The 16073-nt window shown below is 72.9% G+C and carries 12 protein-coding genes and 1 pseudogene; 4 read left to right on the top strand and 9 right to left on the bottom strand.

Annotated elements, in window-relative coordinates; all coding sequences use genetic code 11:
• Window positions 1-230: 230 nt before the first annotated feature.
• The 7 genes and pseudogenes from ABWK59_RS05775 to ABWK59_RS05745 all read right to left on the bottom strand — a co-directional run.
• Window positions 231-1351: pseudogene (locus ABWK59_RS05775) on the bottom strand (AMP-binding protein); the annotation flags it as partial.
• Window positions 1352-1429: 78 nt separating this feature from the next.
• Entirely contained in the window at window positions 1430-2059 is a 630-nt protein-coding gene (locus ABWK59_RS05770) for an RBBP9/YdeN family alpha/beta hydrolase (RefSeq protein WP_354638381.1), read from the bottom strand.
• On the bottom strand, window positions 2056-3390 hold the full coding sequence (locus ABWK59_RS05765; RefSeq protein ID WP_354638379.1) for an MFS transporter: 1335 nt from the start codon (window positions 3388-3390) through the stop codon (window positions 2056-2058). Before ABWK59_RS05765 ends, ABWK59_RS05770 begins: the two co-directional genes overlap by 4 nt.
• Before the next feature lie 31 nt (window positions 3391-3421).
• Complete coding sequence (locus tag ABWK59_RS05760; protein ID WP_354638377.1) at window positions 3422-4336, bottom strand: TauD/TfdA dioxygenase family protein; 915 nt, start codon at window positions 4334-4336, stop codon at window positions 3422-3424.
• A 61-nt stretch (window positions 4337-4397) separates the two neighbouring features.
• Entirely contained in the window at window positions 4398-5372 is a 975-nt protein-coding gene (locus ABWK59_RS05755; protein WP_354638375.1) for a quinone oxidoreductase family protein, read from the bottom strand.
• A gap of 65 nt (window positions 5373-5437) precedes the next feature.
• Window positions 5438-6493, bottom strand: a complete 1056-nt coding sequence (locus tag ABWK59_RS05750) for a 3-keto-5-aminohexanoate cleavage protein (RefSeq protein WP_354638374.1) — start codon at window positions 6491-6493, stop codon at window positions 5438-5440.
• Between the two features lie 358 nt (window positions 6494-6851).
• Window positions 6852-7865 (bottom strand): AraC family transcriptional regulator ligand-binding domain-containing protein, encoded by a 1014-nt coding sequence (locus ABWK59_RS05745; RefSeq protein ID WP_354638371.1) that lies wholly within the window; start codon window positions 7863-7865, stop codon window positions 6852-6854.
• 142 nt (window positions 7866-8007) lie between these two features.
• Here ABWK59_RS05745 and ABWK59_RS05740 point away from each other — a divergent pair, with 142 nt between their 5' ends.
• Both ABWK59_RS05740 and ABWK59_RS36590 read left to right on the top strand, forming a co-directional pair.
• A complete protein-coding gene (locus ABWK59_RS05740; protein WP_354638369.1) occupies window positions 8008-9510 on the top strand; it encodes a long-chain-fatty-acid--CoA ligase in 1503 nt (500 codons plus the stop codon).
• Window positions 9511-9953: 443 nt separating this feature from the next.
• Window positions 9954-11645: a carbohydrate binding domain-containing protein gene (locus tag ABWK59_RS36590; protein ID WP_420492733.1), complete on the top strand. Its 1692-nt coding sequence runs from the start codon at window positions 9954-9956 to the stop codon at window positions 11643-11645.
• Between the two features lie 101 nt (window positions 11646-11746).
• Here the strand turns inward: ABWK59_RS36590 and ABWK59_RS05725 are convergent, their stop codons facing one another.
• Window positions 11747-12580, bottom strand: a complete 834-nt coding sequence (locus ABWK59_RS05725) for a PIG-L family deacetylase (RefSeq protein WP_354638368.1) — start codon at window positions 12578-12580, stop codon at window positions 11747-11749.
• Window positions 12581-12868: 288 nt separating this feature from the next.
• Here ABWK59_RS05725 and ABWK59_RS05720 point away from each other — a divergent pair, with 288 nt between their 5' ends.
• Both ABWK59_RS05720 and ABWK59_RS05715 read left to right on the top strand, forming a co-directional pair.
• Entirely contained in the window at window positions 12869-13666 is a 798-nt protein-coding gene (locus ABWK59_RS05720) for a glycerophosphodiester phosphodiesterase (RefSeq protein ID WP_354638366.1), read from the top strand.
• Window positions 13666-15129 carry an MFS transporter gene (locus ABWK59_RS05715; protein ID WP_354638365.1) on the top strand — a complete coding sequence of 488 codons (1464 nt, stop codon included), beginning with the start codon at window positions 13666-13668 and terminating at the stop codon, window positions 15127-15129. Before ABWK59_RS05720 ends, ABWK59_RS05715 begins: the two co-directional genes overlap by 1 nt.
• Before the next feature lie 49 nt (window positions 15130-15178).
• On the opposite strand, the gene ABWK59_RS05710 is transcribed toward ABWK59_RS05715, so the two are convergent.
• Window positions 15179-16003, bottom strand: coding sequence for a DUF2182 domain-containing protein (locus tag ABWK59_RS05710; RefSeq protein WP_354638363.1), 825 nt, complete (start codon window positions 16001-16003; stop codon window positions 15179-15181).
• Window positions 16004-16073: the final 70 nt, after the last annotated feature.

Raw genomic sequence — 16073 nt, 5'->3', positions numbered from 1 at the left:
GCCCGCGCCGGTCACCGGCCGGCGGCTCGGGCGAAGGCGAGCAGGCCGACGGCCGGGCCGGTCGGGGTGCGGCCGGTGGGCCAGGCCGCGCGGAGGGAACGGCGCATGTCGATGCCTCCGCCCGGGACTTCCACCAGGCGTCCGTCGGCGATGGCCTGTCGGTCGTCGTGTCGGCCACCGGCCTGGGGCTGCAGTGGCTGGCTGGCACACCCGGGGGAGAGCGGCCGCACTCAGGGGTTCCGAGGCGGTCGGGCAGCGCGCGCGTACTCCGCGAACCAGGCCAGCATCTCCGGGTGGGTGACGGCCCCCTCGCCGCTCACCTCCGAGACCTCCGCGCCCTGGAGGATGCGCTTGACCGGGACCTCCAGCCGCTTCCCGGTCAGGGTGCGCGGGACCGCGGGCACCTCGACCACGGTGTCCGGCACGTGCCGGGGGGAGAGCTGGTGCCGGATCGCCGCGGTGATCCGGGCGCGCAGCGCGTCGTCGAGGAGGGCGTCCTCGGCCAGGACCACGAACAGCGGCATGTGGTAGCCGCCGTCCGGCAGTTCGGCTCCCACGACCAGGCTGTCCGCCACCTCGGGCAGCTGCTCCACCACGGCGTAGAGGTCGGCGGAGCCCATCCGCACACCCATCCGGTTGAGCGTCGAGTCGGAGCGTCCGGCGACCACGACGGTGAGATCGTCCTCGACCGTCACCCAGTCGCCGTGCCGCCACACACCCGGGTACACGTCGAAGTAACTCGCCCGGTAGCGCGAGCCGTCCGGGTCGCCGAGGAAGCACAGCGGCATCGACGGCAGCGGGGCCGTCACCACCAGTTCGCCCTGCCGGCCGGGTCCCAGGAGGCGAGGGCGACGCCGAGCGCGGGGCACGGGATCCGGCCGACCCGGACGGGCAGCAGGGCGCTGGCACCGGCGAGGACCGAGCAGATGTCGGTGCCGCCGCAGATGGACTGCAGCCAGACGTCCGGTCCGAGGCGGTCGTGGACCCAGCGCCAGGTGCTCGGCGGCAGCGTGGATCCGGTCTGCAGGACGGTCCGCAGCGCGGTGAGGTCGTACCGGGCCGCGGGGCGTGAGTCCGCCCGCTCGGCGGCGGTCAGGTACGCGGCGCCCATGCCGAGCACGGTGGCGCGGGTCCGTGCGGCGACCTGCCAGAGGCCGTCGGTGTCGGGGCGGGTGGGGCTGCCGTCGTACAGCACGAGGGTGCTGCCGTGCAGCAGGCCGCCGACCAGGAAGTTCCACACCATCCAGCCGGTGGAGGTGTGGAAGAGGTAGCGGTCCTCGGCCCGCAGGTCGCAGCCGAGGCCGAGGGCCTTGAGCAGTTCGAGGACGATGCCGCCGTGGCCCTGCACGATGCCCGAAAGGGTGAGGCGTGCCCGACGACCCCCGCGGCTGGCGGGAACCGTCGGACACGCCCTGGGACAACCGTGCCGTCAGTCGAACTCGAGCTCGCGGACCAGTTCCGCCGCCTGCACCCAAGGACCGTAGCCGGAGGCGGGGTTGAGGTGTCCGACCGCGCCGAGCCCGATCAGACGGCTGCCCCAGGCGGCCGCCAACGCGGAGACCCGGTGGGCCGGGGCGAGCGGGTCGTCGTCGCTCATCGCGACGATGCTGGGGAACGGCAGGGCGGACCGCGGTGTCGGGGTCCAGCCCCGGTGGCGGAGCGCCTCCGGGGTGGGGTAGCCCTCCGGCAGCGGGGTGTCGAAGTCCGGCGGTGTGGCCAGCAGTGCGCCGTGCACCGGGCGCCGGGACCGCTGCGCCCAGTGGACGGTGGTCATCACCCCGGCGCTGTGGGCGACCAGGATCGGCGGTCCCGGGGTCCGGGCCACCGTCTCCTCCAGGGCGGCGACCCGGGCCTCGCGGTCGAGCTGGTCCCGGTCGCCGGTCAGCGGCGGTACGGTGCGGACGTCCCGGCCGGCGGCGGCGAGGCCCTCGGCGAGGACCGTCGGCCAGTGGTCGGGGACGTGGCCGCGCAGCCCGGGAACGATCACGACCGGCGGGGGGAGGCGGGATCCCGGGGCGGTGGATCCCGGGACGGCGGATCCGGGGGCGGTGGATCTCATGCGGGTACCTCCACCCCGCGGGTGGCCGCGGTGCGGCCGCTGAGCCGGCTCAGGTCGGCGTGGTAGCGGCTGCGGCCGATCAGGAAGCAGGCGGAGGCCAGGAGTGCGACCAGCGGGACCGACTGCAGTGCACCCAGCAGGCCCGTGCGGTCGGCGATCATCCCGGTGACCGCGGCCCCGGGCGCCAGGCCGAGCAGGCTGTTGGCCAGGGTGAGCGTGCCGAAGGCGGTCGCCGGGATGGCACCCGGGGTCAGGTTGGCGACCATGGCGGCCGCCGGGCCGGCCGTCGCCCCGGAGAGCAGGGCGCCGGCGCCGAGCAGGACGAGCTGGGGAGCCCCCGTCGGCAGCCGGAACGCGGCCGTCAGCAGGACCAGCGAGCCCAGGCTGCAGGCGACGGCGACCAGCCACTTGCGGGCCGCGTCCGACCGGCTGATCCGGTCGGAGGCCATGCCGCCACCGATCATGCCGATGCCGATGAGCAGGGCGAAGATCCCTGCGGTGCCGCCGGCCTCGGCCGTGGGCATCGCGTAGGAGCGGTTGAAGAAGCTGGGCAGCCAGGCGATCAGCGCGCCCGGGATGAACAGCTGGAGTCCGCTGCCGACGTACGCGCTGACCACCGAGACCGAGGAGAACAGCCCGGGCAGGACGGTGCGCAGCGGTGCCGACGCCGCCCGCTCCGCCCGGCCGGGGCGCGGCGCGGGGTTCAGCCGCTTCTCGGTGACCACCAGCGCGAAGCCCACGGCCAGGACCAGCCCGAAGATCCCCATGGCGCCGAACGCCCAGCGCCAGCCGAGGTGCTGGCCGACGTAGCCGCCGATCGCGACGCCGAGGACCGCGCCGAAGGCGCCGCCGGCGATGAACGCACCCGAGAGGGTGGCCCGCAGGCCGATCGGGAAGACGCTGAGGACCACGGCGATGCCGACACTGCCGTAGGCGGCCTCGCCGATGCCGACGAAGAGGCGGCCGACGAACATCTGGCCGTAGCCGGCGGCGACCGCGCAGCCGAGGGTCGCCACGCTCCACGTGGTCGCCGCGACCACCAGGCTCCGTACCCGGCCCCAGCGGTCCGCCAGCAGGGACATCGGGAAGGCCAGTACGCCGACCGCCAGGGCGACGACGCCGCTGAGCGATCCCAACTGGGCGTCCGTCAGCAGCCATTCGGCCTTCAGCAGCGGGAAGACCGCGTTCAGCACCTGCCGCGACATGTAGTCGGAGAGGAGCAGTCCGAAACTCAGGGCGAAGACCGCCCAGGCGTAGCGCCGGGACACGGCCGGCGCCGGGGCCCAGGCGGCCGAAGCCGCGGCCGAGGCCGCATCGGTGTGAAACGCCATTGTTACCACCTCACCTGTTCCTGGGACGGGCTCAGAAGGGTCTGTCTCCGACGATTCCCGCGCGCTCCATCCGGCGGACGGCGGGCCAGTAGTCCTGTACGGCGTAGTGCTGGGTGGAGCGGTTGTCCCAGATCGCGACGCTGTTCGGCTGCCAGCGCCAGCGCACCTGGTATTCGGGGATGGCCGCTTGGCTGATCAGGTAGGTCAGCAGGTTGGCGGCGCCGGGGGCGTAGTCCAGGCCGAAGCGGACGTTCTCCGGGGTGTGGTAGTTGACGAAGTGCGTGGTGAAGCCGTTGACGAAGAGGATCTTCTCGCCGGTCTCGGGATGGGTGCGGACCACCGGGTGCTCGGCGTCCGGGTACTGGGCCTTCAGCCGGTGGCGCGCCTCGGTCGGCATCACCGCGCCGAAGGTCGCCTCGATGCTGTGCCGGGCCCGCAGGCCCTCGATCTGCTCCTTGACGTGGTCCGGCAGCCGGCGGTACGCCTCGGCCATGTCGACCCAGAGCGTGTCGCCGCCGACCGGGGGTGTCACGACGCAGCGCAGGACCGCGCCCATGGCCGGGTTCTCCCGCCAGGTGCCGTCGGTGTGCAGGGCGTTCTCGTAGTGCTCGGGCGGGCTGTCGAGTTCCTTGTAGATGCGCACCAGTCCGGGGTGGTCGGGGTCGCTGCCGGCCACCGGGTGGTCCTCCAGCGGGCCGAACCGCCGGGCGAAGGCGACGTGTTCGGCCCGGGTGATGTCCTGGTCCCGCAGGAAGAGGACCTTGTGCCGGAGCAGGAGTTCCCTGATCTCGGCGAACAGGTCGGCGTCGCGCGAGGCGTCGCCGAGGTTCACCCCGGACAGCTCGGCGCCGATGGTGCAGGTGAGCGGCTCGACCTTGATCGAGTGGCGGACGGACGGACGCACCAGGGCCGGTGCGGCCGCCCCGGGGAGGGCGGTCTGGTTCATGTGGTTCCTCCGGGGGAGGCGGTGGGGGTCCGCGCCGGGGCGCGGGATGCTCGTGTGGATGTCAGAGGACGAAGACGGAGGAGCCGGTGGTCCTGCCGCCTTCCAGGTCGCGGTGCGCCCGGGCGGCGTCCCCCAGCGAATAGCGCTGGTTGATCTCGATCCTGATGCGGCCGGCGGCGACGTGGCCGAAGAGCTCGCCCGCGAGCTCGGCGCGCTCCGCCGGGTCGGCGATGTAGTCGGCGAGCGCCGGCCTGGTCACGAACACCGAGCCGTGGAGCGCGAGTTGCATGGCGTCGATCGGCGGGACGGGGCCGGAGGCGGTGCCGAAGCACACCAGCAGGCCGCGCCGCGCCAGCGAGCCGAGCGAACCGGCGAAGGTGGTCCTCCCGACGCTGTCGAAGACGACCGGCACGCCCTCGCCGCCGGTGAGCTCACGGACCCGCTCGGCGACGTCCTCCTCGCGGTAGTACACGATGTGGTCGCAGCCGTGGGCGCGGGCGAGTTCGGCCTTCTCGGCGCTGGAGACCGTACCGATCACGGTGAGGCCGAGGAGCTTCGCCCACTGGCAGACGATCAGGCCGACGCCGCCGGCCGCCGCGTGCAGCAGCACCGTGTCGCCGGCCTTCAGCGGGTGGATGCGGCGCAGCAGGTAGGCGGAGGTGAGGCCGCGCATGGTCATGGCGGCGGCCGTCTCGAAGCCGATCGCGTCGGGCAGCTTGATCAACGAGCCGGTGGGCATGACCCGTTCGGTGCTGTAGGCGCCGAGCGGGCTGCCGGTGTAGGTGACCCGGTCGCCCTCGGCGAAGCCGGTCACGCCGGGGCCGACGGCCTCGATCGTGCCGGCCGCCTCCACGCCGAGTCCGGCGGGCAGCGGGGCGGGGTAGAGCCCGGTCCGGAAGTAGGTGTCGGCGAAGTTGAGTCCGACGGCCGCGTGGCGGATCCGGACCTCGCCCGGGCCCGGCGCCCCGACCTCGACCTCCTCCCAGCGCAGGACGTCGGGGCCGCCGGTCTCGTGGAAGCGGATGGCGTGGGCCATGGGGTGCTCCGTTGCTGTGTCTCGGGGCGGGTTGTCGTGGATCGAGGGGGGGTCGGTACGTGACGTCACTTGACGTCGCGGAGCATGAAGCCGCGCTGTCCGGGGCGGCGGTTGGGCACCATGCCGAGCCGGGCCAGGGTCTCCTCGGTGCCGGTGTAGTACTCGCCGATGTGGTAGATCTCCTTCGCCTCGGCGCCGGTCGCGATGTCGCGGCCGAGGGCGTCGGCGATCGTGACCATCTGCTCGACCTGCTGCACCGAGGTCATCCGCTCGCCCTTGCGGCCCCACAGGTTGTCCTCGTTGCCGACGCGCACGTGGCAGCCGAGGGCGATGCCGATGGCGTTCATCGGCGCGACGGCGCGCATCGAGCTCTCGATGGTGAGCACCGCGCCGTCCGGCGTGCGGCGGACGAACTCGATCAGGTCGGCGGGGTGGCGGCCGGCGAAACCGCCGCCGATGGCAACGTAGTTGAGCACCAGCGGGCCGGTGTACACGCCGGAGCGGATCAGCCGCTCGACGGTCTCCAGCTGGGCGATGGTGGCGAGCTGGAAGTGCGGCTGGATGCCCTTGTCGCGCAGCCGCTGCAGGTGCTCCAGGTAGAACTCCGGCCCGGCCTCCAGGTACATGTCGCGGTACGCGCGGTAGTACTCGGGCTTCGCGATCGAGGTGCCTTCGAGGTCGTCCGCCGTCATGATCTCGACGATGTTCATCTGGCTGGTGTTGATCGCGATGGTGACCTGGTCCGGCTTGGGGTCCAGCTCCGCCAGCATGTGGCGGGTGTCGTAGGACAGCCACTCGGCGTCCGCGCCCTCACCCTCGGGGGCGAAGGAGATCGAGCCGCCGATCTGCAGCACCATGTCCGGCACCGCCTGGCGCAGCCGGCCGACCAGCTCGTTGAACATCGACAGTCGCTTGGAGCCCTTGCCGTCCAGTTCCCGCACGTGGATGTGCAGGACGGTGGCGCCGGCGTTGTAGCAGTCGACGGCCGCCTGCACGTGCTCGTCCATGGTGAGGGGGAGGTCGGGGGCGTCGCCGGGCAGCCACTCGGGCCCGTAGGGCGCGGCCTGGATGACCAGCTTCTCCTGGTTCTCGGGCAGCAGTGAGTCGTCGAGGAAGTGCACGGTCCGTCTCCTTCGTCGGATGGGTGGGTGGCGCGCCGGTGCGGCGAGGGGCGCCGCGGTCCGGGGCGCCATGGGCGCGAGCCGCTGCGGTGCTGAGCGCTGCGGTGCTGGGCGCTTCAGTGCTGAGCGCTGCGGGGCGGGGCGGTGCGGTCCGGCCCGGCGGACGGGGCGCGGACGAGGGGGGTGCTTCCCGGTCGGCGCGGCGGAGGCTGAGGGTGGGCCGCCGCCGGGCCCGTCGTCGCGGGGCCGGCCGTCTCTCGCGGTGCAGCCAAGGTAGGGCGCGCCGGGCGGCGGCGCTTGACCGTGGGTGACAGCGGACTTTCCATTTGGGGACAGGCGCCCCGGAAGCCGGCCCGGGTCAGTGCTCCGCGGCCTGTCCCCGGCGGTCCCGCCACTCCCGGGCGGTGCAGCCGAACTGCTCGCGGAACCAGCGGGAGAACGCGCTGGGCGCCGAGAACCCCAGCAGATCGGCGATCTCGGTGAGCGACCGCCGCCGGTTGGCCACGAACTGCTCCGCGAGCTGCACCCGGGTCGCGTTGAGGAGCGAGGAGAACGTCTCGCCGGACTGCGCGAGATGGCGGTGCACCGTGCGCCGGTCGACGCCCAGGCTGCGGGCCACCTGCTCGATCGAACAGCGCCCGGTCGGCAGCAGCACCTCGATCAGCTCGCGCACCCGGTCCGGCACGGTGGTGTCCCGGGGGACGGCGATGGCCTCGAAGTACTGCCGGGCGTACGTCCGCAGCTGCGGGTCGGACATCGCGTTGGGCGAGTCGAGGTCGGCGGCGTAGAAGACGATGCCGTCGAACTCCCGGCCGAACTCCACGGTGGACCCGAAGACCCGCCGGTGGGTGCCGGTGTCCGCCGGGGCGGGGTGGGTGAAGCAGACGGACAGCGGGCGCCAGTGGGACCCGAGGAAGCCGAGCAGGACGCGGTGGAACGCCCCCACGGCCAGTTCGGTCGCCTGGCGGTGCTCCATGGCCTCGCCGAGGTCCAGTCCGACCTTGATCGTCGCCAGGCCGTCGCGCTCGGAGAGCCGGGTGTGCAGCACCTCGTTGTACATGTGCTCGTGCCGGAGCATGAGCCCGAGCGCGCTGCGGACGTCGGGCTCCTCCCGCAGGACGAGGCTGATCGGGCCGAGGCTGGAGAACCGGCGGAACTCGGACATCCGCAGGCCGAAGTCCTCGTGCCGGGCGGCGGCGGCCGAGAGTTCGAGCAGGTGGACCACGGCCGCGCCGGAGATCCACCGGTCCTGGACGGCGAGGCCGGCGGCGTCCAGGCCGACGCGCTTCATCAGCGCCTGCGGGTCGAGGCCGAGCGACCGGCTCAGCTCGACGTAGCCGCTCAGCGCCGCGGTGCGGACCAGAGGCCTCATGGGATCGACTCCGCTCGGACGAATGTCCCCAAGTGGTAAGTCAATTGTCACCTGAAGTCAAGCGATCGGACGGGCGGGCCCCTACCGTTGCCGGTCCGCCCTCATACCGGAGCCCCCGGCTCGGCCCGAAGGAGACCATGCCATGACCAACCTCGCCTCGCTCCTGGTGTCCTCGGCCCGGGCGCACGGGGAACGGACCGCCGTCCGGCAGGACGGGACCGTCCTGACCTACGCCGCCCTGGAGGACGCCAGCGCCCGGCTGGCCGGACTGCTGCACGCCGACGGCGTCCGGCCGGGCGACCGGGTGGCCCTGGTGCTGCCCAATGTCGCGCTCTTCCCCGTCGCGTACTACGCCGTGCTGCGCGTCGGTGCCGTCGCGGTGCCGATGAACCCGCTGCTGAAGGCCCGTGAGATGGCCTTCGTCCTGCGGGACTCCGGGGCCCGCACCGTCCTGACCGCTCCGCCGCTCGCGGACGAGGTCGCCGGGGCCGCCGCGGAAACCGGGGCCGGCAGCCTGATCGTCGAGGCCTCGGCCTTCGACACCCTGCTCGGCGGCATCCCGCCGCTGCACGGGGTCGCCGAGCGGGCCGCCGCCGACACCGCGGTGATCCTCTACACCTCGGGCACCACGGGGACGCCGAAGGGCGCCGAGCTCACCCACCACAACCTGCTGAGCAACGCCGTGACCTGCGTCGAGACGCTCTTCGAACTCGGCCCGGACGACGTCCTGTTCGGCGGCCTCCCGCTGTTCCACGCCTTCGGGCAGACCTGTGCGATGAACGCCGCCGTCGCGGCCGGCGCCGCCCTGACCCTCCTGCCCCGCTTCGACCCGCAGCAGGCCCTGGAGATCCTCCGGCGGGACGGGGTCACGGTGTTCCTGGGCGTGCCCACCATGTACACCGCGCTGCTCAACTCCGGTGCCCCGGACGGCGACGGCCTCCCGCTGGTGCGGCTGGCCGTGTCGGGCGGCTCCGCGCTGCCCGTCGAGGTGCTCCACACCTTCGAGCGTGCGTTCGGCACCGTCGTGCTGGAGGGGTACGGACTCTCCGAGACCGCTCCGGTGGCGTCCTTCAACCACCCCGACCGGCCGCGCCGGCCCGGCTCGATCGGCCTGCCGGTCCGCGGTGTGGAACTCAAGCTCGTGGCGGCCGACCGCACCCCGGTCGGGCCCGGTGAGGTCGGCGAGATCGCGATCCGCGGCGACAACGTGATGAAGGGGTACTGGAACCGTCCGGAGGCGACCGCGGAGGCCTTCCAGGACGGCTGGTTCCACACCGGCGACCTGGCCCGGGTCGACGAGGACGGCTTCTACTCCATCGTCGACCGCAGCAAGGACCTGATCATCCGCGGCGGGTACAACGTCTACCCGAGGGAGATCGAGGAGGTCCTGTACGAGCACCCGGCGGTGGCCGAGGCCGCGGTCGTCGGCGTCCCGGACGAGCACCACGGGGAGGAGGTCGCCGCCGTGATCGTCCTCCGGGAGGGCGAGCGGACCACGGCCGACCTGATCCGCGAGCACGTCAGGCGGCGGGTGGCCGCCTACAAGTACCCCCGGATCGTCACCTTCACCGACCAGCTCCCCAAGGGCGCCACCGGCAAGATCCTCAAGCGCGAGATCGTGGTCGAGCAGCCTGCGGCCACCTGACCTCGGCCCCCTGCGCCGGCGGACTGCAGCGGCAGCTCGACCACCACGGGCCGGTGGTCCGAGATCGGCACCCGGGTGCGCGGACCGCCTCCGGCCGGTTCCAGGACCTGCCGCCCGTGCAGGACATTGAAGGTCGCGAGGCGCACCGGTCCGGAGTCGATCACCGTCCGACGGTACAACAGCGGTCCAGGTGGGAGGCGTTGAGGCGCGCACTTGCTCGCCCGGTGGTGTCGTGACGCGCCGGCGGCCGGGGGCGGGTTCGGGGCGGGTCCTTTCTCGCGATTGGTCCATGCCTATTGGTCCAGACCTATTGACGGGCCCTGGCGCCGCTCCTACGATCCGGTCCGGCACAGCCCCCACATGTCCCCACCTCACCCGCGCCCGGGCGTCACACCCCCACGCCCTGATCATGCCCATGACGCCCGGCGGGAAGGGAGCACAGCATGTTCCGTCGAAGGTCGCGCACCCCTCGGTCGTCGGGCGATGTCCGCCCCTGTCCGGATCCCGGCCGCGCACGCGCGGCGCGGGTGATCCGGGCCGGCCGCGCCGAGCACGGATCGACCGCCCTGCGGCGCGCCGTCGCCGCGGTGAGCGCCGCCGCCGTCATCGGTGCCGGCCTCGCCGTCTCCGGCTCCGTCACGGCCGGGGCCGCCACCCCGAACCTGGTGGCCAACTCCGGTTTCGAGAACGGACTTTCCGGCTGGACCTGCTCCGGCGGCTCCGGTGTCGCCGTCAGTAGCCCGGTCCACTCCGGCGCCTCGGCGCTCCAGGCCACGCCCACCGGCCAGGACAACGCCCAGTGCACGCAGACCATCAGCGTGCAGCCCAACTCCCCGTACACGCTGAGCGCCTACGTCCAGGGCAGCTACGTCTACCTGGGCGCCACCGGCGTCGGCCTCACCACCGCGCCGTCCACCTGGACGCCGAACAACGCGTCCTACGGCCAGCTCAGCGTCAGCTTCACCACCGGGGCCACCACCACCTCGGTGACCGTCTACCTGCACGGCTGGTACGGACAGCCCGCGTTCCACGCGGACGACGTGTCGCTCACCGGCCCCGGCGGCAGCAGTCCCTCGCCGACGGCCAGCACCAGCCCGTCGGCCAGTGCCTCGCCGTCCACCAGCGCCAGTGCCTCCCCGAGCACCAGCGCCTCCCCGAGCAGCAGCCCGACGGGCGGCGACAGTTGCCCCACGAAGCCCAAGCCGTCCGGCAAGGTCCTCCAGGGCTACTGGGAGAACTGGGACGGCGCCGCCAACGGCGTCCACCCCGGCATGGGCTGGGTCCCCATCACGGACAGCCGGATCGCCGCGCACGGCTACAACGTCATCAACGCCGCCTTCCCGGTGATCCTCTCGGACGGCACCGTCCTGTGGCAGGACGGCATGGACGCGGGCGTCAAGGTCGCCACCCCCGCCGAGATGTGCCGGGCCAAGGCGGCCGGGGCGACGATCCTGATGTCGATCGGCGGTGCCACCGCGGGCATCGACCTGAGCTCCAGCGCCGTCGCCGACCGGTTCGTGGCGACCGTCGTCCCGATCCTCAAGCGGTACAACTTCGACGGGATCGACATCGACATCGAGACCGGCCTGTCCGGGAGCGGCACCATCACCACCCTGTCCGCCTCCCAGGCCAACCTGGTGCGCATCATCGACGGCGTGCTGGCCCAGATGCCCGCCGGCTTCGGCCTGACCATGGCCCCGGAGACCGCGTACGTCACCGGCGGAAGCGTCACCTACGGCTCGATCTGGGGCGCCTACCTGCCGATCATCAAGAAGTACGCCGACAACGGGCGCCTGTGGTGGCTGAACATGCAGTACTACAACGGCAGCATGTACGGCTGCTCCGGCGACTCCTACCAGGCGGGCACCGTCCAGGGCTTCACCGCGCAGACCACCTGCCTCAACAACGGCCTGACCATCCAGGGCACCACGATCAAGGTGCCCTACGACAAGCAGGTGCCCGGCCTGCCGGCCCAGCCCGGCGCGGGCGGCGGCTACATGGCACCGAGCCTGGTCGGCCAGTCCTGGAACGCCTTCGGCGGGTCGCTCAAGGGCCTCATGACCTGGTCGCTCAACTGGGACGGCTCGAAGGGCTGGACCTTCGGCGACAACGTCAGGTCCCTCCAAGGCCGTTGACCTCCCGCTGACCTCCTGCCGACGGCCTGCGTCGCCGGCCTGTGGCGCCGACCGCCCGGGCCGGCCACCTCGGCGTGGCCGGCCCGGGCGGCGGCGGCCGGTCAGCGCAGGCCGGCGAAGAGGTCGTTCTCGGGGAGGGCCGCGTCGGTGGTGTCCCGGACGCGGACGAAGGTCTCCACGCCCATGAGTTCGGTGAACCGCTCCTTGCCCATCCGCAGGAAGAAGATGTTCTCGCCCTGGCTGGCGTGCGCGGCCAGGGCGTCGAACTTCTGGCCGCCGAACTCGGTGGTGTCCACCCAGGTGGTGATCTCCTCGTCGGGGAGGCCGATCTCGGGCATCTCGGCGGTCTCCGCCGGGTCCGGCTCCTCCCAGTCGGCGCCGAACTCGCGCATGACCTCGCCGAACCGCTTCATCATCGAGCGCGGCGCCGTCGTCCAGTACACCTTGGGCGTCATCCCGGTCAGCTCCAGCGCCGCCACGGTGATGCGGTTCGCCTGGATGTGGTCCGGGTGGCCGTAGAACCCGTTCTCGTCGTAGGTGACGACCACGTCGGGCTGGTAGCGGCGCAGGAGTTCGGCGAGGCGAGCGGCGCCCTCCTCGACGGGAGTGCGCCAGAAGGAGCGGGGGGCGTCGTTGGCGGCCCAGCCCATCATCCCGGAGTCGGCGTAGTCCAACATCTCCAGGTGGCTGACCTTGAGGACCTCGCAGCTCGCTTCGAGTTCCTGGCGGCGCAGCGCGGCGACGGCCGCCGGATCGTGGCCGGGCTCGCCCGGCTTGACGCCGTCCGGTCCGTCTCCGCAGCCGCCGTCGGTACAGGTGACGAGGACCGTGCGGACGCCCTCGGCCGCGTAGCGCGCGAGGACACCCCCTGTCCCGGTGGCCTCGTCGTCGGGGTGGGCGTGCACCGCCATCAGCGTCAAGGGCCGGTCAACCATGAATGCCATCCTCCGGTCTGGAAAGTGCTCGCTCCGAGTCTGCGGCACGCGGGCGGGCGGCTGCGCGGAATTAGGCGGCTGCGCGGAATGAGGGGAGGCCCGGTGCGGGAGGGCGGCCGGCTGCCGACTCAGGTTCTGGGCGGCGGCCCGGGATCCGGGCCCCGGCGTTACCGCTTGACAGGGTGCGTAATACTGTAACGCGCACGGTCCGGGACGCCGTCGGAACGGGCAGCGCCGCCCGGCCCCGTGGGCCCGTCGGGTCCCTCTGCCAGGAGCTCGGAGCACGACATGCACCCCTTCCTCGACCATCCGGGGCCGCTGGCCTTCGCGCACCGGGGCGGTGACCTCGGCCATCCCGAGAACTCCCTCGCCGCCTTCGAGGCCGCCGTCGCCCTCGGGTACCGCTACCTGGAGACGGACGTGCACGCCACCCGCGACGGTGTGCTGGTGGCCTTCCACGACTCCCGCCTCGACCGCGTCACCGACCGCGCCGGCGTGGTGGCCGAGCTGCCGTGGGACACCGTCCGGCAGGCCCGGATCGGTGGCACCGAGCCCGTGCCGCTGCTGGAGGACCTGCTCGGCGCCTTCCCGGAGGCCCGGTTCAACATCGACGTCAAGGCGGCGCCCGCGATCGGGCCGCTGGTCGAGGCGATCCGCCGGACCGATGCCTGGGACCGGGTCTGCGTCGGCGGATTCTCCGACAGCCGCCTCGCCGCCGTCCGCGCCGCCGCCGGCCCCCGGCTGGCCACCTCGCTGGGCCCGCGTGAGGTGGCCCGGCTCCGGCTGCTGTCGCTGGCCGGTCCGCTGCTGCGGCGCGGGGCGCGGTTCGCCGGGCTGTGCGCGCAGGTGCCGGAGCGGCACCGGGGCCTGCGGGTCGTCGACCGGGCGTTCGTCCGCGCGGCCCACCGCCTCGGCCTCCAGGTCCACGTCTGGACCATCGACGATCCCACCCGGATCAGGGCTCTCCTGGACCTCGGTGTGGATGGCATCATGTCCGATCGCATCGACGTCCTGCGGGACGTCCTCGGCGAGCAAGGCCGCTGGACCGGCGGCAGCACCGGCCCCAGCCCGGCGATAGGAGTCTGATGGACACTGCGGCCAACCCGCCGGAGCACCCCCCGGCCGACCCGGCGAGCGCCACCCCGACCGCGAGCGTCACCGCGACCGCCTCCGCGAGCGCCTCGGCGACCGCGACCGCTTCCGCGACCGCCACCGACGGCGCCGCCCTGCGCCGGATGCAGTTCGCCTGGTACATCAACGACTGGGCGTACGCCGCCTTCTCGGCCACCGTCCTGACGGTGTTCCTCGGGCCCTACCTGACCTCCATCGCCAAGAACGCCGCCGACGCCTCCGGCGACGTGCACCCGCTGGGCCTCACGATCCGCGCGGGGTCGTTCTTCCCGTACACGGTCTCCTTCTCCGTGCTGGTGTCGGTCGCGGTGATGCTGGTGGCCGGCACGGTCGCGGACCGCACCGGGCGGCACAAGGAGCTGATGTGCGGCTTCGCGTACGTCGGCGCCCTCGCCACGATGGGGATGTTCTTCCTCGGCGGCGACCGCTACCTGCTCGGCGGTGGGCTGCTGGTGGTCGCCAACATCGCGTACGCGGTGTCGGTGGCGCTCTCCTACGCCTACCTCCCGGGCCTGGCCGGCCCCGACCAGCGCGACGCGGTCTCCTCCAAGGGCTGGGCGTACGGCTACGCGGGCGGCGGACTGCTGCTGATCGCCAACCTGGCGCTGTTCGAGGGCCACGACGCGCTCGGCCTCTCCTCCGGCACCGCCGTGCGGATCTGCCTGGCCTCGGCCGGCCTGTGGTGGGCGCTGTTCACGATCGTCCCGATGCTGCGGCTGCCCTCCCGGGCCGGGGTGGCGCCCGACCGGACCGCGGCGGCGGCCGGCCGTCCCACCGCCGGCAGCCTGCGCGAACTGGCCCGCACCCTGCGCGGGATGCGCGAGTACCCGCTGACGCTGCTCTACCTGGGCGCCTTCCTCTGCTACAACGACGGCATCCAGACCGTCGTCTCGCAGGCCTCGCTCTACGGCAGCGAGGAACTCGGCATGGACCAGACCTCGCTGGTCGCCGCCGTGCTCCTGGTCCAGATCGTGGCGATCGGCGGCGCGCTGCTGCTCGGGCGGATCGCGGGCCGGTACGGCGCCAAGCGGACCGTGCTCGGCTCGCTGGTGGCCTGGGTGTTCACCCTCGCCCTCGGGTACTTCATGCCCGCCCACCAGCCGATCTGGTTCTTCGCCCTGGCCTGCATGATCGGCCTCGTGCTGGGCGGCAGCCAGGCGCTCTCGCGCTCGCTGTTCTCCCACCTCATCCCGGCGGGCAAGGAGGCCGAGTACTTCAGCTTCTACAAGGTCAGCGACCGCGGCACCAGCTGGATGGGCCCGCTGGTCTTCGGCCTGGCGTACCAGATCACCGGCAGCTACCGCTCGGCGATCATCTCGCTGCTGGTGTTCTTCGTGATCGGGTTCGCGGTGCTGGCGAAGGTCCCCGTCCGCCGCGCCATCGAGGCCGTCGGCAACCCGGTGCCCGAGCGGCTGTGACGCCCACCCGCGGGCGGCTGCGACGGCCGCCCGCGGTCGGGCCGGTGCCTCACATCGGGGTCAACATCGGCGTCATCGACGTCTGCAGGCCGGGCAGCAGCCAGTCCTGGAAGGACGCCAGCACGGCCAGCACCAGGAAGGCGACCCCGGCCACCCGGGCGAGCTGCGGCCCCCGGTACCAGAGCTTCTCCAGGAAGATCAGCGCCGCCAGGCCCGCCATCGCCGCGATGTTCATGACGCCCAGCGGGATCAGCACGACCATCAGTGCCCAGCAGCAGCCCACGCAGTACGCGCCGTGGTGCAGCCCCACCCGCAGGTCGCGCATCCGCGGCCGGTACGCGGCGTAGTGCATCAGCTGGGCCATCGGGCTGCGGCAGTGCAGCAGACAGACGCTCTTGAGCGGGCCCAGCTGGTACAGCCCGGCCAGCGCGAAGGCGGCCGCGCCGATCCACCTCCCGGCGTCCGGATCCCGGTCGACCAGGTCGCCGGTGAGCGCGAGCGCGCCGTAGGCGAGCAGGCCGAACGCCGTCCAGGCGATCAGGTAGCCGACGGTGAACTCGGTGGTGCGAAGCGCCCGGGTGGCGCCGCTCGACTGCCGGGCGATCCCCCTGGCCCAGGTCACGGCGACGGGTGCGACGGACGGCAGCATCATCGCGGCCGTCATGGCCGGCCACAGCACGAGGAACGGCGGCAGCGCCATCCCCATCGTGCCGGGGTCGATGCCCATGTCCAGGGCCTGGCCCACGGTGAGCACCCAGGCCAGGGCGGCGATCAGGACGATGAGCACCCAGGCGCCGGCGAGGTCCCGGGCCGGCAGCAGCACGCCCGGCCGCAACGGATGGTCGTTGGTGATCGGCCGCTTCAGCGTACGCATGACGCACTCCCGTCGGACCCTCCCAGCACAGCACGGTTCCCGGCACCGCGACACTCCCGCCGCCGGCCGC

This window comes from Kitasatospora sp. HUAS MG31 (genome assembly GCF_040571325.1).
GTDB lineage: Bacteria > Actinomycetota > Actinomycetes > Streptomycetales > Streptomycetaceae > Kitasatospora > Kitasatospora camelliae.
Note: the sequence above shows the minus strand (reverse complement) of the source record. Positions and strands in the feature narration are given on the sequence as shown.